The sequence below is a fragment of the Streptomyces sp. Y1 genome, assembly GCF_041053115.1.
Classification (GTDB): Bacteria; Actinomycetota; Actinomycetes; order Streptomycetales; family Streptomycetaceae; genus Kitasatospora; species Kitasatospora rubellomurina.
Window position 1 is genome coordinate 8,376,536 of the sequence record NZ_CP163445.1, and the last position, 20,097, is coordinate 8,396,632.

The following is a 20,097-nucleotide window of genomic DNA, read 5'->3' on the forward strand; positions in this document are numbered from 1 at the left end:
TGTGCCGTCATGGACATCAACATTGCGCCACCCCGCCCCCGTGACCTGCTCTGCCCGCCTACCGTAGTGCAGGCCTGGCGCAGTGTCAGCGACTCCCGCGGACCTGGGGGCGGGACCGGAAGCTCCGATAGATCGTCAGGCGGTTTGGAGGAGCGCGTTGCGTCGGTGCTGGTGCCCGTGCCGGCCGGTGCCGCGGAACCGGTCTGGGGATCTGTGCGGGTACAGGTGCGCGGGATGGCTCTGGAAATGGACACCGTGCTCCCTGTTGGGAAGTAGTCCCGTGGGGCTGCAGGCGCTGGCGCCGGCCGTACCCAAGCACGAGGACCGGAACCTGTTGCCTAGGCTTCAAACTCCTTGCGGACCGCCTGCTTCAGTCAAGACCTTTCGGTAGGCCCGGCCTCCGAGAGTTGGCGGTACTTCGCCTGCACCACCCCGGACCCGCTCCAACTTATGCCCAGGGTGAGAGATGGGAAGTCGTGGCTGGAAGGATTCCTTTAGGTCACCGTCCGGACCGTCCCCAACCGCGCTGGCCACGGGGCCGAGTACGTGCCTAACCGGACTCTGCACGAGATTCTCGAACACCCCGCTGCCCAGTCGGCTTAGGTTGAAGTCCACTGTCGTTCCCAAAACGGTGGAGTAGGGGTCTCATTTGCGGATACGGCGAATCAACTCAGCTGCTGCCACGCAAGCGGCGCCGCCTAGTGCGATTGCCGAGTCTGGAGAAAGTCCGATCCACGCAAGCACGGTAAACATCGCCAGCACAAGGAATACGAGCATGACAACTGCCATGATATTCACTAAGTACTACCAATCCGTGGGGTCGGACTTTCGGCTTGGCTTCATGCTAGCCGGACCACATCCAAGGCATCAATTCGACGGTCTCCGGAGTCCCCATGCGGGACCTCCAGGTCAACATGGCTCACTCCGATTGCTGTCGATGTCATTGCGGCGACGAGGTTGCCGCCAGCTCCGAGCCCTCCAGGGCTGATCATGATTTTGCTGACTCCGGGTCCGATGGCGCACTCGTTGTGAGCCCTCAAGGGCTGATGGTGGCCGCGATCTGCTGTGCCGCCTGCGGCGACATGGTGATCGCCTGGTCAAGATTAGCTATGGATGGAGCGCTGTGGTGTGCGAAAGGTGTTTCCAAAAAAGAAGGTCTGTTCGATCGGTCTCGGCTGTTGGTTGTCGAGGCGGATTTGTCGCCGGTAGGCGTGAGGGTTGGCTGGCGGCTGTTCTGTTCACCTAGCGTTCTTCGAAGATGATTATCTGGGCGTTGGGAGGATAGGTTCGGAAGGGTGTGTGGACGTCGCCTGTGCTGCGGCAACTCGCCGGTAGTGCATCGTTGCAGGTCGGATCGATTTGAGTGTGGAGCATCAAAAGCGGAAGCTGTTCGTGGGTGCAGTCCGGTTGTCCTCGAAGGTGACGGGAACGGACGTGCGGTTATCGTCCAACTTTAGGCTTTTACCATAGGCATCTGCTCGGCGGAGCGAGTTGCGAGGAAGGGAATGCCGATTGTCCTGGTCTAGCTACCTTGCGGCATGTCCGGATCGGTCAGGAGGTTGCGGGTGCGGGTGAAGGTCGATGTCACGCCGGACAGGTCGAGCGTGAGGTGGGAGGACGTGCACGGGGCGGCTCGGGGGGTGGTGTACAGGTTGCTCGGTGGCCAGGACGAGGCTTTGGCGCAGGAGTTGCACGATAGTGGGTGGCTGGGGAAGCCGCTGAAGCCGGTGGGGGTAGCCGGGCCGCTGTTTCTCGGGGCGCCGCAGCGCAAGGGGGTCTACTCCACCTCCTACAACGGGTCGGTGTGGTTCGGCTCGCCGGTCCCGGAGATCGCTTCGGTGCTGGTGCGTGCGCTGGCAGGCGCTGAGGAACTGGTCTGGGGTACCACACGGTTGCGGGTACGGGGCCTTTCGGTGGAGATGGACGCCGGGGTGCCTGCGGGGGATGGGCCGGTGGAACTGGAGACCATGACTCCGGTCGTACTCAAACACGAGGGCAGGAACCTGCTTCCGGGTGACGCGCACTACCTCGACCGCCTGCAGCACAACCTGGCGCACAAGGCGGACGTGCTGGGCTTGCCGGCCCCGGAGGGCGTACGGGTTCTGGAGGCCGGCCCCCGGCGGCGGTTCACAGTTCGCGGGGCGCCGCGGATCGGGGCGCGGGTGCGGGTCGTCATGGAGGCCGATGGCCGGTTCGTGAACGCGATTCGGTCCTGGGGGCTGGGGCTGGACACGATCCAGGGGTTCGGGTGGGTGAGGTGACTGCGCTCATCGCGACGGACCACCCGTTGCAGCGAGCGGGTGCCTGGGCCGTGGCGGTCCTCGCCGAGCGCGATGACCCTAGCTGGGTGAACCAGGCTGATCTGGACACCGTATCCGCGGTCCTGGTCACGGACCTGCTCGCGGCCGCCACGGCGCTCAGGGATACCAGTCAGTACGACTGGTGGAAGGTGCTGTTCGCGCTGTACCCCAACTCCAAAGCGACCCACAGCAAGCGGCCCTCCGACCCGCACGCGTTGAGATTGGAAATCGAGAGTCTCTTCGCCCAGGATTCCCCACAGGCTGGCCTGGTGCGGCCCTGCACGTTCTGTGGCACTGGCACGGCTGTCGTGTGGGCGAAGGCTAACCTCCCACTGTTCGACACGAGCAAGGCACTGAATTCCCTGCCGCCCGGCGTTCCCGGCTGGCCGGTCTGTCGTGGGTGCCGGATCGCCATGTGGGCGCTGCCCTACGGAGCCTGGGTGACCGCAGGTTCGGCCACTGTGCTTTCCTGTGAAGGACCGGCCGCAGAAAGGGACTTCGCCCGACGGAACGTGCGACGGGCTCGCCGGGTCATGCAGGCAGGATTCACCGGGATGTCAGCCGCGGCCGGGCCCGAACAGGTGACCCTGGCTGCGTTGCGGGATTCCGCACAGGGGCTGTGCGCGACCACGCTGTGGACCTTCAAGAACGACAACCAGGAACCCTGGTTGCGCGTCACCCGCACCCGCCGTGCCGTGCCGGTCTTCCTGGCAATTGTGGACGGCAATGCGCCGCTGCGGCGTGGCTGGCATCTGTTGTGCCAAACCCTGGCCGGTCCGGATGGCGGAAGGAGTGGTGCGGGCGAGGCGGCACGACTGCTGTTTGATGCCGAGGGTGGGCGTAGCCGTCCGCTGCTGGGGCAACTGCACCGCCTCCTCGCGGAGGCCGACGCCTCATGGAGCCCCAGGGACCGTGAAGCCCTGGTCCGGCTCGCCTTCACCTATGCCGAGGAGGTTTTCGGAATGGAGACGGATCTGGAACCGGTGGCGGTTCTGATCGCCGACTGGATCGCTCAAGGCAGCAGTCCGCGCGGGCTGCTGGCCGAGTATCGAAAGGCAGCGCTGAGTGACTACGAGCTTGGCGTGCTCCTGGTGAAGGCATACACGCGTCTTCAACTGAACGGGTCTGACAGGCCGTTGGCTGGGCCTGAACTCTGGAAGCCGCTTATTCAGCGTCAACCGCGGTCCTGGGAGCGCCGGATGCTGCTGTTTGCCAGGGTGTCGGTGCTGCTCCAGCAGAACGGAGTGCAGGTGGGCGGCAAGGGAGCCGACCCGCAGCGGGAGCGTGAGATCGAGGCGTTGGCCGAGCGTCCCGCGTTCGCCGTGGATGCCGAGGATGAGTACGACGACTATGAGATGGAGCAGGCTTAAATGGCTTACCTGGCAGGAATGATGGTGCTCGCCGTGCAAGCGGGAGCCCCCAACAACGGGCGCGGCGAGGAGACGACGTCCCGCATTAAGCACGCACGGATCAGGGGCCGCAAGCACCCGTACGTGTCCGCGCAGGCGGCGCGCCGCTGGATCCGGGAGACCATGGTCGAGCGCGGCTCGGTGCCCTCGCCCGTCACCCGGGTCGGCAAGGCCCAGGGCAAGGCACAGAAGGCCAACACGCAGGCCGATCCCGTCCGGTACGCGGACGACGACCTGTTCGGCTACATGCGGGCCGGCGCCAAGAAAGACGACGCTGCCACCACCCTGCGCGACAGCCCGTTCATGCTCGGCACCCTGATGTCCGTCGAACCCGTCCACCCGACCGAGGACTTCGGCGTCATGTCCCGGGGCGTGACCGAACCCGTCCTGCACGGCCACGAGTTCTACACTGCCGACCTCGCCGCGCCCTTCCTGATCGACCTGCCGAGGATCGGCACGTTCACCCTGCCGGGGCGGACGGGGTCGGCCGGCCCAACTACCTCACCCAGGAGCAGGCCCTGCAGGTGGCGGAGGCCGCCGCGCTCGGCGCCACCACCGAGGTCTTCCGCGACCAGCCCGCCGTACGGCTGCCCCTGGAGGAACGCCGCCGCCGCGCCGCACTGCTGCCCGAGGCGATCGCCCACCTCAGCGGCGGCGCGAAGCAGGCCCTGCACTACGGCGACCGGGTGCCCGCCCTGATGGTCCTGGTCCCCTTCAAGGGAGGCGTCAACCCGCTGGGCAACGTGATCGACAGCGACCCCGACACGGGGGTGCGGGTGCGCGGCGACGTCCTCGTCAAGGAGCTCGAGGCGTGGGCGGGGGAGTGGGAGGCGCCCGTACGCATCGGCTGGCGGCCCGGCTTCCGCGACCAGGCGCGCGAGAACTTCGAGAAGCAGTGCGCGCGCGAGCTGGCCGAAGGAAGTATGGTCATTGACCATCCACGAACCGTCCTGCTCCACCTTGCGGCGGACCTTCGCGAGGGCAAGCTCGACGACTGGTTCGACGACCCGGCCCCGCAGGAAACACCGAATTGAGCGCGACAACGCGGCTCCCGCGCGAACCGGTCCCGGCCGTTAGGGCGAGGTTCTACGCCCCGGTTGCCTCGTTCAGGGACCCGCTGTTCCCTGGCATCACCCGAATCCTCCCGGTTCCGCCTCCCTCCACCGTTCGCGGGCTGCTCGCCGCTGCCACCGGCGCGTACACCGAGCCGCTGGTCTTTGGCATGGCGGCCTGGTCGGAGGGCTACGGCATCGACACCGAGACCTACCACCCGATCGCCGCGGACGGCAGTAACCCCGCCTCCGGCGGCAGGGTCAGGGCCGTCAAGGGCGGAACGACGGCCAAGGACCGGCCCTTCCTCGCGGGCGTCCACCTCACAGTCTGGCTCCCCGGACCGGACACCGACCGGTTCGCCCGGGCGCTGCGCCGGCCGCGCCATGGGCTGAGGCTGGGCCGGTCGCAGGACCTCGTCCATCTCACCGAACTCGCGCACGTCGCCCTCGAACCCGCCGAGCGGGCTGTCGTGGGACACGCGCTCGCCCCCGCGGGCGGCCACGACACGCCCTCCGCCCACATCCACCGCCTCGCCGACACCGTGTCCATCGACCGCCTCACCACCAGGTGGTCGCAGTACCTGTGGTGCGACGAGCCCGCCGGACCGGGCCTGGTGCGTGGTGCCTACCACGAAGCACTCCCGAACAACGAGGACACGCAAGCCGTATGGCTCCTGACCCCCTGACCACTCCGCCGCGACGGCGCGCCCTCACCGACCTGCGGGCCAAATCCCTTCCCCGCGACGATCCCGAACGGCTCACCGCTCACCTGCGCACTGTGCACGCTGTGGTGTCGCAGTTAGAGGCGCGGATCGGAGCCGCTGGCATTATCGCCACCGAGCCCTTGTTCTGGGCCCGCGTCCGCGCCGCGGCGCTGCTGCACGACGCGGGCAAGGTCGCCGAGATGTTCCAACGGCAGCTGGAACACACGGGCGATCCCTGGGGGGAGCGCCACGAAGTGTTCTCCCTTGCCTATGTCGACCTCCTGGCCCCGGCGGCCGGCTGGAGCGAGGAGGAACGCCTGGTGATCGCCACGCTCGTCGCCGGCCACCACCGGCCGCTCCACTCGGCGTCCTCCCTCGGGGGTGGAAAGCCGGCTCTGTCCAGGCAGTACAACGAACAGACCCGCTGGGAGGAGGCATTCGGACGGCTACCGGGCCCGGACTGTCGCCGGCCGCAGGTGCCGCGGGGCCTGCACCAGGAATTCCTGGCTTGGCTGACCGGCTTCCTCGGCACTGAACCAGTACCGCCAGGCCCGAACGAACCTTTGCTCGCCGACCGCGCCCGCAAGCTGTTCGAGGAAGTTCTGGCCGCGTGGCAGCAGCCGGTGAAAGCCCACCGTGGTCTGCTTGCCGCGCTGGCGCAGGGCGCCCTCACACTCGCCGACCATGCTGGATCTGCCCACGTGGACCTCCAGACCCACATGCCGCTGCCGACCGACTACCTCGCCCGGCTCCCGTACACCCCGCACCCGCACCAGCAGGACGCCGGTGCGACCGTGGGGCATCTGGTCCTCGTCGCCCCGACCGGAAGCGGGAAGACTGAGGCCGGACTCGCCTGGGCAGCAAGACAGTTGACGACAATGCTCGGTCTGCCGCGGCTCGTCTGGACCCTGCCGTACCGGGCCTCCCTGAACGCAGCCAGACGCCGCTTCCAGGACACCCTCCACCCGGTTGTTGGCGAGAAGTCTCCGGACATCGGTCTTTTGCACGGAGCCCTCGCCCGCACCCTCCTCACGGAGGCGTTGGAAGACGACGGCTGCGGCGGCCCGACCAAGGACACTGCCCGCAAGGCCCGTGCCCGCGCGAATGCCATGCGACTGTTTGCCCAACGCCTGCGCGTCGCGACCCCCTACCAACTCCTTTCGGCCGCCATCGCCGGGCCAACTCACTCCTCCGTGCTCCTTGAGCAGGCCAACGCCCTCTTCGTTCTTGACGAACTCCACGCCTACGACCCGGAGATTTTCGGGCGAATCTGCGCCGCGATGCGCCTGTGGGAACAACTCGGCAGCAGGATCGCCGTGCTGTCCGCCACCCTTGCTCCGCCCCTGCTCGCCATCGTCGACGAGAGTCTCTACCAGCCCGTCACCTGCCACCGGGCCGCGCCCGGCACGGCGGCGGTGCGGCACCGCCTCGTCGTCGACGACCGTCCGCTGTCGGATCCGGAGAGCGTCGCGCGCCTGGAGGGCTGGCTCGACGAAGACCACAGCGTCCTCGTGGTTGTCAATACCGTCGCCACCGGGCAGGCCCTCTTCACCATCCTTGCGGACCACGCCCGGAAGCAATATCCCGGCGACTCAGACGCGGCGCTCCTCCTCCATTCTCGCTTTAGGAATCGGGACCGTGACGCGATCGAGGCGCGCCTCCTGAAGCGCCACCCGGAGCGCCGTCCTGTGCGCCGCTCCGACAGACCGCGGCTGCGTGGGGGCTTGGTCGTCGCCACTCAGACGGTCGAAGTGTCACTGCAACTCGACTTCGACCGGGGCGCGGTGGAGAACGCCCCCATCGAGGCCGTCGCCCAGCGGGCCGGCCGCGTCAACCGGCGGGGCCTGCACCCGGACGGGCCGGTCGAGTTCCGCGTCCACCGCACCGAGAGCCACCGCCCGTACGACCAGGGTGCCGTGGACGCCGCCTGGTCGGCGCTGACCACGGTGGTGGAGCAGGGAGGCGACACGCTGAGCGAGGAGGACATCGACCGCCTCCTCGCCCTCGCCTACGACACGGACTGGGGCCACACGTGGGCGACCAGGGCACGAGAGGCCCGCGACGGGTTCACCGCAGAGTTCCTGACCTTCACCGACCCGTTCCACGACCGCAGCGAACACGCGAGGTCCCTCGGTGAACGCTTCGACACCGTCGAAGTCCTCCTGCGCGACGACGCCGAGGAGTACCGACTGCTCGCCCTCGGCAAGAAGGCAGACCCCCTGCTCGCCGCAGGGCTCCTCATCCCCCTGCGCTACGGCCAGTTGAAGCAGTACAACGCCACCTTCGACCGCGCGCTCGGCATCCACCTCATCGACGGCCAGTACGACCCCGTCCTCGGGCTACGCCCACCCGCCGAGCCGGAGACCATCCTGTGAAACCCACCCCCTCCGACCCCGTCCACGACGCCCAGGGCCTCGGTGGCGTCCACATCAAGTACCTCCGCCACTGCCCGCGGCAACTCTGGCTCTACACCCGCGGCTACCGGCCCGAGGCCGGCAGTGACCTCGTCGCCTTCGGTGAAGTCGTCAGCGACACCACCTTCGCCCGCCGCCGGGACGCCGACCTCGGCGAAGCCCGCATTGACTGGGTCACCGCTGGCGCCGTCGTCCACGAGACCAAGTCCTCCCGCACCCCCTCGCCCACCCACGACGCCCAGGTCCGCCACTACTGCCTGCTCCTCGAACGCCGAGGCGTCAACGTGCGCGGCGGCACCGTCCACTACCCGCTCATCCGCCGCACCACCGACGTCCCCTGGAACGACGAGGCGCGCGAACAGGCCGAGACCGCCGAGGACGAAGCCCGCGCCGTCATCGCCGCCACCGCACCCCCCGACCGCCAACCCCGCGCCGCCTGCCGCGGCTGCTCCTACCTCGACTACTGCTGGGGAACCTGATGCCCGCCGCCGGCCGCACCTACTGGCTCACCGAACCCTGCCGCATCCGCCGCCAGGACGACAGCATCCGCATCGAACGCGCTGACACCAGCCCCGTCCACATCCCCATCACCGACATCCGCGACCTCGTCGCCTTCGACCACGTCGACCTCAACACCTCCGTCATGTCCCTCCTCAGCCGGTACGGCGTCACCGTCCACGTCCTCGACCACTACGGCAACCACGCCGGACACTTCGCACCCGCCGAAACCATGTCCTCCGCCACCGTCATCCGCCGACAGGTCGAGATCACGGGCGACCCCGAACAACGCCTCCCCATCGCCCGCGCCCTCCTCCTCGCCACCGCCGAGAACCTGAGCTGGGTCCTGGAATCCGACCTCCTCGACGCGGCGCTCGCCACCCTGCGCGCCGCGCTGCCGAACTGCCGCGACACCGACGAACTCCTGGGCCAGGAAGGCAACTTCCGCCGCACCGCCTGGGCCGTCCTCGACACCCGCCTCCCCGCCTGGCTGCGCCTCAACGGCCGCACCCGCCGGCCACCCACCAACGCCGGCAACGCCTTCATCAGCTACCTCAACGCCCTCGTCTACGCCCGCGTCCTCACCGCCCTGCGCAGCACCCCGCTCCACCCCGCGATCGGCTTCCTGCACAGTGACACCGACCGCCGCCGCAACACCCTCGCCCTCGACCTCGCCGAACCCTTCAAACCGCTCTTCGCCGAACGGCTGCTGCGGCGGGCGGCGAGCCAGAAACAGCTCAAGCCGAGCGATTTCGAGACGGAGGTCGGCCGCGCGGCGCTCAGCACGGACGGTCGGAAGAAGATCGCCGCCCTCGTGCGGGACGAACTCGCGACGACGGTGTTCCACCGAGGGCTCAAACGGAACGTCAGCTACGAGGAGCTCATTCACCTCGAAGCGCTCAAGCTCGTCCGGCTGTGCCTGGAGGGCACCCCGTACAAGCCCTTCCGGCCCTGGTGGTAGCCGCAGATGTTCGTCATCCTGGTCTACGACACCGCCGCCGAACGCAACCCCAAGGTTCTGAAGACCTGCCGCAAGTACCTCCACTGGACCCAACGCAGCGTCTTCCAGGGCGAACTCACCGCAGCCCAGTACCGGGCTCTTACCTACGCCCTCAACGCCGTGATCGACCCCACCCACGACAGCATCGTCACCTACACGGCCCGCTCCCCGGACATGATCGCCGCCACAACCATCGGCGCCACCCTCGGCGGCCCGGGCGACATCCTGTGACCAGCACCGCTGCAGTACCTGTGGGTCGCTGCACCACCACGACCCACAGCGGCGCTCCCAGGTGCTCTGACCTGGGGCTTTACCCTCGGGTCATGCTCAGCCCTGGAGGGCTTGCAACACGTACCAGCGAGACCCCCCGCGCATGATGGTCCGGGTCATGCTCAGCCCTGGAGGGCTTGCAACTCGGCTCCACCCTGCCCTCCATCCCGAAGCTCGCCAGTCGTGCTCAGCCCTGGAGGGCTTGCAACGCGACGGCTTCCAGCAGGCCGAGGTCCTCGTCCAGGGTCGTGCTCAGCCCTGGAGGGCTTGCAACACCACCAAGGGAACCCGTGACGCGGTGTGCCCCCGGGTCGTGCTCAGCCCTGGAGGGCTTGCAACTCGGCTCCACCCTGCCCTCCATCCCGAAGCTCGCCAGTCGTGCTCAGCCCTGGAGGGCTTGCAACCCGCGATGACGGGGGCTGGAGTGGCGGTGGAGTGGGGCCGTGCTCAGCCCTGGAGGGCTTGCAACATCATGAAGACCGCCATCCTCCTGGCCATGTCCGAGGCCGTGCTCAGCCCTGGAGGGCTTGCAACCCCAGGTCCTTCAGGTGCAGGGACTGAACGGCCAGGGTCGTGATCAGCCCTGGAGGGCTTGCAACCGCATCACCGCGTCCGCGGTGCCGGACTGGGGGAGGGGTCGTGATCAGCCCCGGAGGGCTTGTAACGCCGGGCCCCAGTCCGGGCCGGGACCGACGCGGTAGGTCGTGCTCAGCCCTGGAGGGCTTGCAACGGGCACCCGGGTACCGCGCACGGGGGCGGGGTCTGCGCGTCGTGGTTAGCCCTGGAGGGCTTGCAACAAGCGGTGGTGGGCACCGCGGCCGGCCAGCCGTCGCGTCGTGATCAGCCCTGGAGGGTTTGCAACTCAGGGAGCCGCGGCCGGGGATGCCGTCCGCCGCCTGTGCTCAGCCTCGGAGGGGCGTGAACCGTAGATACCGTCGCGTCGGCGCGGAACGCGGTGCGTCGCGCTACCGGTCCGACCAGCCGGCGGCCAGGGTGCGGGGTCGTAGACGCTCGCCCTGGGGGCCGAACATGATCAGGTACTCGACCGGGCCGCCCGGGCCGGCGTTGGCGAGTCCGTGGGGGGTGCGGGTGTCGAATTCGGCCACGTCCCCGGCGTTCAGCACGAGGTCCTGCGTGCCGAGCGCCAGCCACAGTCGCCCGTAGAGGACGCACAGCCATTCGTAGCCGTCGTGGGAGGCCTGCCGGGGCCGGGCCGGCGGTGCGTCGACGGCGGGCAGGACGTGTTTGTGGGCGTGCAGGCCCCCGACGTACCGGGTCAGCGGCAGTACCGCCTTGTCGTTGCCGGAACGCCGCGGCGCCACCGCGGGTGCGGTGCCGGCCAGTTCGTCCAGGGAGACGCCGTACGCCTTCGCGAGTTGCAGCAGCACCTCCAGGGTCGGCTTGCGCCGGCCGGTCTCGATCCGCGAGAGCGTGCTCGGCGAGATGCCGGTCGCGCGGCTGACGCCGGTGAGTGTGGCGCCGTGCTGCTCCCGCGCCGCTCGCAGCCGGGGGCCCATGGCCGCCAGTGTGTCGTCGGTCACCGTCGCCCTGCTTCCTCGCATCGCGCCGCCTCCACGGCCCTGCCCTGCCAGTTTGCCAGAATGGCAAGGGTGTTCGCGGCGCGCGGCCGCCGCGCCGCATGATCGGTGGGTAACCGCGACCACCCGTGAACCGAGGAGAAGCGATGCACCAGCCCGCGCCGTCCGCCGATCTGCGCCACCGCACCATCGAGGCACCCGCCGGGCGCCTGCACCTGGTCGAGCAGGGCAGCGGACCGCTCGTCCTGCTCGTCCACGGCTTCCCCGAGTCCTGGTACTCCTGGCGCCGCCAGCTCCCGGCCCTCGCGGCGGCGGGGTACCGGGCCGTGGCGCTCGATGTGCGCGGCTACGGCCGCTCCTCCAAGCCGGCCGGGACGGACGCCTACCGGATGTTCGACCTGGTGGCGGACAACGTCGCCCTGGTGCGCGCCCTGGGGGAGGAGAGGGCGGTGGTCGTCGGGCACGACTGGGGCTCCGGCATCGCGGCGGCCTCCGCCCTGCTCCACCCCGAGGTCTTCCGCGCCGTCGGACTGCTGAGCGTCCCCTACTCGCCGCCCGGCGGCGCCCGCCCCTCCGAGGTCTTCGCGCGGATGGGCGGCGACGAGGAGTTCTACGTCTCGTACTTCCAGGAGCCCGGACGGGCCGAAGCGGAGATGGAGCCAGACCTCCGGGGCTGGCTCGCGGGCTTCTACGCGGCCATGTCCGCCGACACCATGCCCGCCCCGGGCGAGCCCGACCCGCACTTCGTGGCCCGCGCCGGCGGCCGGCTGCGCGACCGCTTCCCCGGCGGCAGGCTGCCCGGCTGGCTGACCGAGCACGACCTCGACGTCTACGCCGGGGAGTTCGAGCGCACCGGCATGACCGGGGCCCTCAACCGCTACCGCGCCATGGAACGCGACTGGGAGGACCTCGCCCGGTACGCAGGAGCCCCGATCGAGCAGCCGTCCCTCTTCCTCGGCGGCGCCCTGGACGCCTCCACGACCTGGATGGCCGACGCGATCGACGCCTTCCCGGCCACCCTCCCCGGCCTGGTCTCCTCCCACATCCTGGACGGCTGCGGGCACTGGATCCAGCAGGAGCGTCCCGAGGAGGTCAACCGCCTGCTGACCGCCTGGCTCGCCGCCCTCCCGGACTGAACCGGCGGGTGTGCCGGACGGCCCGCGGGTCGCACCGATTGTCGCGAAGCCTTGACACTGCGTCACGAGGCGAGAACCCTGGTGCCGTACTCCAGGGACGTGAGGGACACGGCATGCCATGGGTTGACGAGAGCGGGCGCCACCGGGGTTTCCCGGTGGCGGTGTTGGCGGACGGCAGCGAGCCGGCGCGGTTGCCGGACGGGCGCACCACCTGGTGGCTCTACAACGGTGCGGACGGCCCTCGGGCCACTGCGGTGCGCGCCGGTTGCGACTGCGGCTGGCGGGGTGAGCGGGTGCACGTGCTGGACTTCGGTGACGACGTGGCGACCGAGGCGGTGGGCGAGGCCACCGGGCCGTTCGCGGACTGGGAGGAGCACGTCGACCTGGCCGAGGGCGTGGTGCCGCACGAGGTCGAGGAGCTGATCGCGGCGCTGGTGGACCGGATCTGCGACCTGACGGACGGTCGGCCGTACGCCGCGGCCCGTGCGGCCGCCCGCTTCGAGCGCGCCGCCGGTTCGACGGCGCTGCTGGCGGGCCGCAGGGCCCGGAGCAGCATGATGACCTGGGAGTACATCGGCCGCGCCTTCGGCTGCGGGCCGGCCGAGGCGCTGGAACGGTTCGGCGAGACGTTCCACGACCTCGACCAGGGTGAAGAGGCGTAGGTTGCCGGCTGCTGGTTGTCGCACGTCGAGCAGGCGGCGGCCCCCCCGGAGGCGAAAGTCGGCCCACGGCGGGGCGTCCGTGTGACAAGATCCCGGCATGGCTTTGGAGGTCTGGGAGTTCGCCGGCGAACACTACTGCCTGCAGTCGACCGAACTGGTGGACGGCTCACGGTACTTCGAACTGAGTGAGGCCCGCGCCGCGCCGGCCGGCTGGACGACCGGATCCGGCGGCGGCGACTTCATGCCGGGGCCCGCCGCCGTCACGGTCGTCGCCATGCGCAAGGAGGAGGACGAGGACGAGGAGAAGCTCCCGTTCGTCACCTTCGCCGCGGACCGGTCTCTCCCGTTCGACATCCTGAGCCGCTTCACGGCGCGCATCAGCGAACTCCTTGACGGCGAGGGCGTCGAGCCCGCCGGGTGAGTCCCCGACGTCACTCCGCACCGGCGCCCTGAGCCGGCGCATCCAGCAGGTGGTCGAGCAGCCGGCCGAAGACGACGCGGCCGACCCCCGCCACCACCGGGTCGAACAGCGCCGGCAGGCCGGCGATCCGCAGCTCCTCCGCCCAACTCGCCTCGCTGCCGCCGCCGTCCACCGCCCGTACCCGCAGCTCGGCGCCGCCGCGGACCGCGCGCCCGCGCTTCGCGAGCCGGCAGTGCCCGTCCCGGCCGGGGGCGGGGGCGGTCAGTTCGACGATCTCCATCGGGTCGTCGAAGCGCAGCGGCCCGAGGCGGGTCCGGGCCACGACCAGATCGCCCGGGAGGCCGTGGACGTCGCGGACGTCACCGCTGCCCGGGACGACGCGGACCCGGGTGAACGGCACCCGTTCCCCGTGCCGGGGCCAGTCGGTGAGGCGCCGCCAGCACTCGGCCGGCGGCAGCGGCGAACGCCGGGTCAGAAGGAAACGGGCCATGCCCGGAGCGTAACGGCCCGGCGAACAAGACGGTGTTCCGGCACGGCGGGGGGCGACTCGACGGACAGGCGGCGCGCGACAGGGGCTCGGGCCCGTACGATCGGCGAATGTCTGACTTGACGGAAACCACGCCCGGTTGGCTGGCCCCCGAGGAGCTGGAGACCACGCGGGCCAAGATGCCGATCCTTTACGTCGAGGCCGTGCCGGTCCGCGTCGACGAGTCCGGGGAGGTCACGCAGATCGGCCTGCTGCTGCGGATCGGCCCGGACGGCACGGTCAGCCGCACCCTGGTGTCGGGCCGGGTGCTGCACCACGAGCGGATCCGGGACGCGCTGCTGCGGCACCTGGAGAAGGACCTGGGGCCGGTCGCGCTGCCGCGGATCCCGGCCTCGCTGCAGCCGTTCACGGTCGCCGAGTACTTCCCGACGCTCGGGGTGACGGAGTTCCACGACCCGCGCCAGCACGCGGTGTCGCTGGCCTACGTCGTCCCGGTGGCGGGGGACTGCCGGCCCCGGCAGGACGCGCTGGACCTGGTCTGGTTCAGCCCCGAGGAGGCCGCCTCGGCGCTGGTGCAGCAGGACATGCCCGGCGGGCAGGGGGCGCTGCTGAAGCGGGCGCTGGCCCACGTCGGCTGCCTGCTCTGAGGACACCGCCCCGGCCCCGGCCCGGGCAGCGCCGACCGCGGCGCCGCCCGGGCCGGACGACCACCACCCCGCCCGGCGCTCCTCCGGCGGGTCCGCGTCACAGCTTCTGGTACTCGAACTCGGCCTGCGGGCCGCCCGGGGAGGAGTAGCCGTTCGACTGCACGGTGACGTCGATGGTGTCGGGCTTGCCGGGGCCGGTGCTCGGGTCGGGCGCGGTGGCGACGATCTCGCCGGGGGCGCCGGTGCGCGTGACCTGGACCGAGGGCGAGGGGTTGTCGCCGAAGTAGACCTGGGCGTCGGAGCAGAAGTTGACGCCGGTGATGGTGACGGATTCGCCCTTCCTGCCCTTGTCCGGGGTGATGCCGGTGACCATCACGGGTTCGGGTCCGCCGTAGGCGAACTGACCGAAGGGGACGGCGGGCGAGGTGCCCAGGTCGGTGGTGACCCGGACGGCGACGACGCCGACGCCGGGCGGCGCGTAGACGCCGATCCCCTGACCGTCACCGCTGACGTTCGGGTCCTCGCACGGGACCGTCCCGAAGTCGACCGCCGTGCCCGCGCCGAAGCCGCTGCCGGCGACGAGGATCGCGCTGCCGTCCTTGCCGGCGTTGCTGCTGATGGCCCGCACCACCGGGCCGGGCAGCACGTCCGGGGTGCGGAGCAGCCCCAGGTAGGTGGAGTTGGCGTGCTGGTAGGCGACTTGGCCCAGGAAGTCCGGGAGCGACTTCCTGATCATGACCGGGTCGTAGTCGGTCCGGTAGTCCCGGTGCAGCGGCTTGGCCACGCCCGGCTGGGCGTACTGGTGGGGGCCGGGCAGGCCGGCGAGCGCCGTGATGGCGGCGTCGACGTCCTCGGTCGCCGCCGGGCCGGGGTGGGGGTACCACTTCTTCACGTCGTCGAGACTGGTCCAGGCGCGCGGTACCACGTCCCATTCGTTGAAGTGGCGTTCGTTGGCGACCCAGTGGAGGGAGTCCACGTAGGCCGCGAAGTCCCGGCCCCCGGCGGTGGGGGCGGCGAAGGTGTAGAGGCTGAACCGCGGGACGGGGGCCGACCAGGTCTGCGCCTGGAGGTAGGGCGCGACCATGGTGGCGAGGCAGCCGCCCAGGCTGTGACCGATCACGTGGACGGTCGGGTTCGGCCGGGCCCAGGTGAGGGCGCCGTCGAGGGCCTTCAGCAGGGTGATGCCCGAGGAGGTCATCGTGACGACCTGGGTGAAGGCCTCCATCGCGCCCTTGGAGACGGCCACCGGAGCGGAAGGCGAGCCGATCGCGGTGAACGGCACCATCGTGCCCACGTCGAGGTCCTCCAGGAGGTCGGTGACGTTGCCGACGGTGCCGCGGAGCACCACGGCGTAGGCGTTGGCGGTGGTGTTCACGGCCAGGTACGCCATGTTCGCGTTGTCCGGGCTCAGCGCCAGCCACTGCAGCCGCCAGTCGTTCCGGGTGGCGAGCGAGGGCTCGGCCAACTGCTGGAGGACGCCCCGGGAGATCCGGGCCTGCTGCTCCGCCGTGGTCTCTCCGGACGGCCGCGGGGTGGCGCCGGTCGCCGCGATCGCGGCGAGCGTCATGGCCACTTGGGCCATCGTGGGTGTGCTCTGCTCCGTCGACATGCGTTCTCCCTGGGAACCGATCGCCTCACCGAACGGGGAGGTCGTGTCCCACCTCGGTTCCACCCGGTACGTCTGACGATGTGTCCGCGTCCGGGACGTCATGCCACCGGGCGCACACCGCCGTGGGCGGTCAAGCCTTGGTAAAGTCCGGTCGGCCCTCTGGATGTGCCATTGCACATGTCACATCATGCTCCCCATGAGAAAAGCCATCGCCCTCCTCGCGTCCGCGGCCGCCGTCGTCGCCCTCGGCGTCGGATCGGCCTCCGCCGCCGACCCCGACACCCTCACCCTGGAGGACAGCGGCCAGGGCAGTCTCGCCTGGACCTCCTGTCGGGACGCCAACACCCCCGCGCTGCAGTGCGCGATGCTGGAGGTGCCCGTCGACTACGCCGCGCCGCACGGCCGGAAGATCAAGATCAAGCTGAACCGGCTGCCGGCCACCGCCCCCAAGGACAAGCAGCAGGGCCCGATCCTGCTCAACCCCGGCGGCCCCGGCGACTCCGGGCTCTGGATGCCCGCGTACATCTCCGGGAAGGTGCCCGCGGACGTCGCCTCGACCTACGACTGGATCGGCTTCGACCCGCGCGGCACCAACGGCAGCGACCCCCATGTCGTCTGCGACGCCCACTACTTCGATGCCGAGCGCCCCGACTACCAGGTGAGCCAGGGGACTTCGAAGGCCTGGCTGAAGAAGGCGGCCGGCTACGCCGCCGACTGTGCGGCCGACTGGTCCTGGCTGATGCCGCACATGACGACCGTCGACAACGCCCGCGACATGGACAGCATCCGCCGTGCGCTCGGCGTGCCGAAGATCAACTTCTACGGCGGTTCCTGGGGCACCTCCCTGGGCTCCACCTACGGCCAGCTGTTCCCCTCGCACGTGCGGCGGATGGTGCTCGACAGCATCGTCGGCCCGACCATCAGCTGGTACGACCACAACATCCTGCAGGACAAGGAACACCAGCGCCGCTTCGACGCCTTCGCGGCCTGGGCCGCCAAGGCCGACGGTGTCTACCACCTCGGCACCGACGCCGCCGCCGTCCAGAAGGCCTACGCCCAGGTCGAGGACGCGCTGCGCAAGGAGCCCGTCGACGCCGCCCCCGCCCCCGGGAAGATCGGCCCCGCCGAGTTCGAGGACACCTTCTACGGCGGCGGCTACAACTTCCTGCGCTGGCCCCGGATGGCCACCGTGCTCTCCGCCTACCTCACCCAGCACGACACCCGGCCGCTGAACATCGCGTACAACAAGTACGCCGCCCCGGGCAGCGACGACGGCACCTTCCCCGCGTACAACGCGGCCCAGTGCACCGAGAACGCCTGGCCGCGCGACTGGGAGGTCTGGAAGAAGGACCAGGCCAAGGTCAACGCGACCGCGCCCTTCTACACGTACAACAACATGTGGTACAACGCCGCCTGCATGTTCTGGCCCTACCAGGGCAACCAGGCCGGCCGGCTGAAGATCACCGGCAAGGGGCTGCCCCCGGTGCTGCTCTTCCAGGCCACCGAGGACGCCGCCACGCCGTACGAGGGCGGCCTCGCCATGCACGACGCGCTGCCCGGCTCCAAGCTGGTCGTCCAGAACGGCGGCAGCTTCCACGAGATCCTGTTCCACGACAACCCCTGCCTCGACGACACCTTCACCGCCTACCTGCGCGACGGCAGCCTGCCCGAGGGCAAGGGGCGGATCGCCAAGACCTGTGCGCCCGAGGCGGACCCGGCCCCGGTGTTCGTGACTCCGCCGCCGGCCACCGCCAAGGCGCTCACCGCCGACGCCGGCGCGGCGCGGCTCGCGCCCGGCGACCCGGAGGCCGTCCACGGCGTCCTGCGCTGAGCTTCCGCAGAGACCGAGCATCGATCGGTGCGCCGGCCCCCCCACACGGGGGGCCGGCGCACCGCCGTCAGGCCCAGAGGTTGGTCGGCCAGTCCATCGCCCACGCGAGGTCGACGAGGTACGGGACGCCGGTGAGCACGGAGGCCACCACCGTCACCGCGACGCCCGCGGTGCGCCGGGCCGCGAGCAGCAGCAGGACGCCGGCGGGCAGGTAAAGGACCACGAGCGGCAGCGGGATGAAGGCGAACGGGAAGGAGAGCGCCGCCTGGAGGACCAGCAACACCCAGCCGATGATCAGGCACCAGCGGCGGAACAGGGCGCGGCTCGGCGCGATCAGGGGCAGCAGGGTGAGCGCGATGACCAGGGCGAACAGGCCCACGCCGTGCCAGAATCCGGACGTCGCCGCGGGCAGCGCGGCCGCCGCGAAGGGCAGCCAGCTGGCCCCGGCCAGTGTGGCGACCAGCCGGGCCCGTCGCCCGGCTCGGAAGTAGGTCCACGCGCGTCGCGTCATCACGCGCCCCCTCGGCATCGTTTTGAATCCGTTCAAAACTAGGCCGGACGGCCCTCCGGAGGCAAGTCCGGGGGCCGTCAGTCGCAGCGCCCGCTGCCGCTGTAGCACGGCGTGTACCCGGGCTTGGGCGGTGGCGGCGGCGCGGGGTGGCTGCGGTTGTACGCGTGGCCGAGCTGGACGGCGAAGACGAACAGCACGGCCGCGCCGAACAGCTGGAGCCCCGCCGTCCAGCGGGCGCGCAGCAGGGCGGCGAGCCCGGCGGCGCCGAGGGCCGCGCCCAGCAGGCCCCAGGTGAACGAGAGTTGGCCGCGGGCGACCCGGTCGGCGGCGCCCTGCTCGCCCGAGGCCGCCCACAGGTCCATGCCGTAGCCGAACATCCGGCCGACGTACACCAGCGCCAGGACGACCAGGAACAGCACCCCGGCGGTGATGTCCGCGGCGCGCGAGGGCCTGGGCCGCCGCAGTCGGCGGAAGGCGGAGGCAGGGGTGGAGGCAGGGGCGGAGGCAGGGGCGGTGCGCTTCGATCCGTTCGGCTTCGATCCGTTCACGGGGACAGCCTGGCAGCGTCCGGGCCTCGGCGCCTGAGCATCCGTACTCAGATCGTGTCCGTACGGCCGACCGGCAGGGGAGCGCTCGGTGCGCCCCGGCGTGCGCCGGTGCGCCGGGTCGGTGCGTTCGCCCAAGTCACTTGGTGAGACACGGACTTGGCGCCCGGCCGGGCTGTGGTGGAGCATGGGCGTGCCCGGTCTGTCGTGGTGCGCCCCGCGCCGCGGCCGGGCGGGCAGTGGTCGGTGGCGGAGGAGGCGGGGCCGGTGGATCCCGTGGAGCGTCCGATTCTGGTTCGGGGCAGGGCCGTCCCGCTGGCGAGGTACCTGGCCGAGGAGGAGATCGCCGGACTGGTCGCCTGCTCGTGCATCGGGAACGAGGTGACGATCGACCTCCCGGACACCCGGGTGCTGGTGGGCCTGGTCGACGTCGCCGGCGTGGTGCGGCTCAATTTCCACATGGTGCACGCGGGCGCGGCCAAGCCGCGCTCCTGGTCGCGGCTGCTGCCGGTGGGCACCGGCCCCGACGAGATCGCCGCCCGGATCGCCCGGGACGTCCGGACGCTCGAACGCGAACTGGCGCCGCTGCGCCGCCGCTCCCCGGAGGGCGTGGAGCAGCGCTGGCCGGGGTGACCGGCGCGCGCCGGCCACCCCTCGAAGCCCTCGCGTCAGGTGCCCCGCGCGGCGCCGCCGCCCTGGTGGGCCTCGGCGTCGGCCGCGGCGACGACGGCGCTCAGCAGGCCGGGGAAGCGGCGCTCGAGCTCCTCCGAACGCAGCGCGTTCATCTTGGTGGTGCCGATGTAGTACTGGCGCACCAGCCCGGCCTGCCGCAGCACGGTGAAGTGGTGGCTGGAGGTCGAGCGGCCGACCGGCAGGTCGAAGGAGCCGCAGCTGAGCGGGCTGGCCGCGTGCGCGAGCGTGTGCACCACCTTGCGCCGCGCCGGATCGGCGAGGGCATCAAGTACCTGCTGGACGCTGACGTCCTCCACACCAGGGTGTTCGATCATCCGCGCCACGACGCGTGCTCGTCCCACACCTGCCACCCCTTCCCACCTGTCGACCC

21 protein-coding genes, 1 pseudogene and 1 CRISPR repeat array are annotated in these 20,097 nt (G+C 70.5%); of the genes and pseudogenes, 15 read left to right on the top strand and 7 right to left on the bottom strand.

Going from position 1 to position 20,097, the window contains the following annotated elements:
* Positions 1 to 645: 645 nt before the first annotated feature.
* Complete coding sequence (locus AB2U05_RS36590; protein ID WP_369185718.1) at positions 646 to 789, bottom strand: hypothetical protein; 144 nt, start codon at positions 787 to 789, stop codon at positions 646 to 648.
* Between the two features lie 749 nt (positions 790 to 1,538).
* Between AB2U05_RS36590 and AB2U05_RS36595 the strand changes: the two genes are divergently transcribed.
* The 9 genes and pseudogenes from AB2U05_RS36595 to cas2 all read left to right on the top strand — a co-directional run bounded on the left by AB2U05_RS36595 (position 1,539) and on the right by cas2 (position 9,608).
* Positions 1,539 to 2,261 carry a CRISPR-associated endoribonuclease Cas6 gene (locus AB2U05_RS36595; protein ID WP_369185719.1) on the top strand — a complete coding sequence of 241 codons (723 nt, stop codon included), beginning with the start codon at positions 1,539 to 1,541 and terminating at the stop codon, positions 2,259 to 2,261.
* A complete protein-coding gene (locus AB2U05_RS36600; protein WP_369185720.1) occupies positions 2,258 to 3,670 on the top strand; it encodes a hypothetical protein in 1,413 nt (470 codons plus the stop codon). The genes AB2U05_RS36595 and AB2U05_RS36600 overlap by 4 nt, the downstream gene beginning before the upstream one ends.
* Before the next feature lie 21 nt (positions 3,671 to 3,691).
* Positions 3,692 to 4,120, top strand: a pseudogene (gene cas7i, locus AB2U05_RS36605) (type I-B CRISPR-associated protein Cas7/Cst2/DevR); the annotation flags it as partial.
* Between the two features lie 113 nt (positions 4,121 to 4,233).
* Complete coding sequence (gene cas7i, locus AB2U05_RS36610) at positions 4,234 to 4,743, top strand: type I-B CRISPR-associated protein Cas7/Cst2/DevR (protein WP_369185721.1); 510 nt, start codon at positions 4,234 to 4,236, stop codon at positions 4,741 to 4,743.
* The gene (gene cas5, locus AB2U05_RS36615) at positions 4,740 to 5,447 is read left to right on the top strand and encodes a CRISPR-associated protein Cas5 (protein ID WP_369185722.1); all 708 of its coding nucleotides are present in this window, start codon (positions 4,740 to 4,742) and stop codon (positions 5,445 to 5,447) included. The genes cas7i (AB2U05_RS36610) and cas5 overlap by 4 nt, the downstream gene beginning before the upstream one ends.
* On the top strand, positions 5,429 to 7,840 hold the full coding sequence (gene cas3 / locus AB2U05_RS36620) for a CRISPR-associated helicase Cas3' (RefSeq protein ID WP_369185723.1): 2,412 nt from the start codon (positions 5,429 to 5,431) through the stop codon (positions 7,838 to 7,840). The genes cas5 and cas3 overlap by 19 nt, the downstream gene beginning before the upstream one ends.
* The gene (locus tag AB2U05_RS36625; protein WP_369185724.1) at positions 7,837 to 8,358 is read left to right on the top strand and encodes a CRISPR-associated protein Cas4; all 522 of its coding nucleotides are present in this window, start codon (positions 7,837 to 7,839) and stop codon (positions 8,356 to 8,358) included. Before cas3 ends, AB2U05_RS36625 begins: the two co-directional genes overlap by 4 nt.
* Positions 8,358 to 9,338: a type I-B CRISPR-associated endonuclease Cas1b gene (gene cas1b / locus AB2U05_RS36630; RefSeq protein WP_369185725.1), complete on the top strand. Its 981-nt coding sequence runs from the start codon at positions 8,358 to 8,360 to the stop codon at positions 9,336 to 9,338. The genes AB2U05_RS36625 and cas1b overlap by 1 nt, the downstream gene beginning before the upstream one ends.
* A 6-nt stretch (positions 9,339 to 9,344) precedes the next feature.
* On the top strand, positions 9,345 to 9,608 hold the full coding sequence (cas2, locus tag AB2U05_RS36635) for a CRISPR-associated endonuclease Cas2 (protein ID WP_045700850.1): 264 nt from the start codon (positions 9,345 to 9,347) through the stop codon (positions 9,606 to 9,608).
* Positions 9,609 to 9,697: 89 nt separating this feature from the next.
* Positions 9,698 to 10,509: a CRISPR direct-repeat array (repeat unit 25 nt; unit sequence TGCTCAGCCCTGGAGGGCTTGCAAC).
* 103 nt (positions 10,510 to 10,612) lie between these two features.
* Here the strand turns inward: cas2 and AB2U05_RS36640 are convergent.
* Positions 10,613 to 11,209 (bottom strand): helix-turn-helix domain-containing protein, encoded by a 597-nt coding sequence (locus AB2U05_RS36640; protein ID WP_369185726.1) that lies wholly within the window; start codon positions 11,207 to 11,209, stop codon positions 10,613 to 10,615.
* Between the two features lie 122 nt (positions 11,210 to 11,331).
* Between AB2U05_RS36640 and AB2U05_RS36645 the strand changes: the two genes are divergently transcribed.
* From AB2U05_RS36645 to AB2U05_RS36655, 3 genes are all read left to right on the top strand, one after another.
* Complete coding sequence (locus AB2U05_RS36645) at positions 11,332 to 12,321, top strand: alpha/beta fold hydrolase (protein WP_369185727.1); 990 nt, start codon at positions 11,332 to 11,334, stop codon at positions 12,319 to 12,321.
* A 113-nt stretch (positions 12,322 to 12,434) separates the two neighbouring features.
* On the top strand, positions 12,435 to 12,983 hold the full coding sequence (locus AB2U05_RS36650) for a hypothetical protein (protein WP_369185728.1): 549 nt from the start codon (positions 12,435 to 12,437) through the stop codon (positions 12,981 to 12,983).
* A 97-nt stretch (positions 12,984 to 13,080) separates the two neighbouring features.
* A complete protein-coding gene (locus AB2U05_RS36655; protein ID WP_157882212.1) occupies positions 13,081 to 13,404 on the top strand; it encodes a hypothetical protein in 324 nt (107 codons plus the stop codon).
* A gap of 10 nt (positions 13,405 to 13,414) precedes the next feature.
* On the opposite strand, the gene AB2U05_RS36660 is transcribed toward AB2U05_RS36655, so the two are convergent.
* Positions 13,415 to 13,894: an SRPBCC family protein gene (locus AB2U05_RS36660; protein WP_369185729.1), complete on the bottom strand. Its 480-nt coding sequence runs from the start codon at positions 13,892 to 13,894 to the stop codon at positions 13,415 to 13,417.
* Positions 13,895 to 14,001: 107 nt separating this feature from the next.
* Between AB2U05_RS36660 and AB2U05_RS36665 the strand changes: the two genes are divergently transcribed.
* Entirely contained in the window at positions 14,002 to 14,538 is a 537-nt protein-coding gene (locus tag AB2U05_RS36665) for an NUDIX hydrolase family protein (RefSeq protein ID WP_208615531.1), read from the top strand.
* 97 nt (positions 14,539 to 14,635) lie between these two features.
* On the opposite strand, the gene AB2U05_RS36670 is transcribed toward AB2U05_RS36665, so the two are convergent.
* Positions 14,636 to 16,147 carry an IPT/TIG domain-containing protein gene (locus AB2U05_RS36670; RefSeq protein WP_369185730.1) on the bottom strand — a complete coding sequence of 504 codons (1,512 nt, stop codon included), beginning with the start codon at positions 16,145 to 16,147 and terminating at the stop codon, positions 14,636 to 14,638.
* A 196-nt stretch (positions 16,148 to 16,343) separates the two neighbouring features.
* On the opposite strand from AB2U05_RS36670, the gene AB2U05_RS36675 reads away from it, so the two are divergent.
* Complete coding sequence (locus AB2U05_RS36675) at positions 16,344 to 17,978, top strand: alpha/beta hydrolase (RefSeq protein ID WP_369185731.1); 1,635 nt, start codon at positions 16,344 to 16,346, stop codon at positions 17,976 to 17,978.
* Between the two features lie 67 nt (positions 17,979 to 18,045).
* Here AB2U05_RS36675 and AB2U05_RS36680 read toward each other — a convergent pair whose 3' ends face one another.
* Both AB2U05_RS36680 and AB2U05_RS36685 read right to left on the bottom strand, forming a co-directional pair.
* Positions 18,046 to 18,489: a hypothetical protein gene (locus tag AB2U05_RS36680; protein WP_369185732.1), complete on the bottom strand. Its 444-nt coding sequence runs from the start codon at positions 18,487 to 18,489 to the stop codon at positions 18,046 to 18,048.
* 77 nt (positions 18,490 to 18,566) lie between these two features.
* A complete protein-coding gene (locus AB2U05_RS36685) occupies positions 18,567 to 19,037 on the bottom strand; it encodes a DUF6234 family protein (RefSeq protein WP_157882211.1) in 471 nt (156 codons plus the stop codon).
* Between the two features lie 273 nt (positions 19,038 to 19,310).
* Between AB2U05_RS36685 and AB2U05_RS36690 the strand changes: the two genes are divergently transcribed.
* Positions 19,311 to 19,667, top strand: coding sequence for a hypothetical protein (locus tag AB2U05_RS36690; protein ID WP_369185733.1), 357 nt, complete (start codon positions 19,311 to 19,313; stop codon positions 19,665 to 19,667).
* A gap of 35 nt (positions 19,668 to 19,702) precedes the next feature.
* Here AB2U05_RS36690 and AB2U05_RS36695 read toward each other — a convergent pair whose 3' ends face one another.
* Positions 19,703 to 20,041, bottom strand: a complete 339-nt coding sequence (locus AB2U05_RS36695; RefSeq protein ID WP_369186060.1) for an ArsR/SmtB family transcription factor — start codon at positions 20,039 to 20,041, stop codon at positions 19,703 to 19,705.
* Positions 20,042 to 20,097 lie beyond the last annotated feature (56 nt).

Coding starts and splice junctions, on each gene's coding strand:
- AB2U05_RS36680 (WP_369185732.1), bottom strand. CDS start 18,489: ATGACGCGACGCGCGTGGACCTACTTCCGAGCCGGGCGACGGGCCCGG.
- AB2U05_RS36645 (WP_369185727.1), top strand. CDS start 11,332: ATGCACCAGCCCGCGCCGTCCGCCGATCTGCGCCACCGCACCATCGAG.
- AB2U05_RS36695 (WP_369186060.1), bottom strand. CDS start 20,041: ATGATCGAACACCCTGGTGTGGAGGACGTCAGCGTCCAGCAGGTACTT.
- AB2U05_RS36650 (WP_369185728.1), top strand. CDS start 12,435: ATGCCATGGGTTGACGAGAGCGGGCGCCACCGGGGTTTCCCGGTGGCG.
- cas1b (WP_369185725.1), top strand. CDS start 8,358: ATGCCCGCCGCCGGCCGCACCTACTGGCTCACCGAACCCTGCCGCATC.
- cas2 (WP_045700850.1), top strand. CDS start 9,345: ATGTTCGTCATCCTGGTCTACGACACCGCCGCCGAACGCAACCCCAAG.
- AB2U05_RS36660 (WP_369185729.1), bottom strand. CDS start 13,894: ATGGCCCGTTTCCTTCTGACCCGGCGTTCGCCGCTGCCGCCGGCCGAG.
- AB2U05_RS36640 (WP_369185726.1), bottom strand. CDS start 11,209: ATGCGAGGAAGCAGGGCGACGGTGACCGACGACACACTGGCGGCCATG.
- AB2U05_RS36675 (WP_369185731.1), top strand. CDS start 16,344: ATGAGAAAAGCCATCGCCCTCCTCGCGTCCGCGGCCGCCGTCGTCGCC.
- AB2U05_RS36670 (WP_369185730.1), bottom strand. CDS start 16,147: ATGTCGACGGAGCAGAGCACACCCACGATGGCCCAAGTGGCCATGACG.
- AB2U05_RS36595 (WP_369185719.1), top strand. CDS start 1,539: ATGTCCGGATCGGTCAGGAGGTTGCGGGTGCGGGTGAAGGTCGATGTC.
- cas3 (WP_369185723.1), top strand. CDS start 5,429: ATGGCTCCTGACCCCCTGACCACTCCGCCGCGACGGCGCGCCCTCACC.
- AB2U05_RS36590 (WP_369185718.1), bottom strand. CDS start 789: ATGGCAGTTGTCATGCTCGTATTCCTTGTGCTGGCGATGTTTACCGTG.
- AB2U05_RS36655 (WP_157882212.1), top strand. CDS start 13,081: ATGGCTTTGGAGGTCTGGGAGTTCGCCGGCGAACACTACTGCCTGCAG.
- AB2U05_RS36665 (WP_208615531.1), top strand. CDS start 14,002: ATGTCTGACTTGACGGAAACCACGCCCGGTTGGCTGGCCCCCGAGGAG.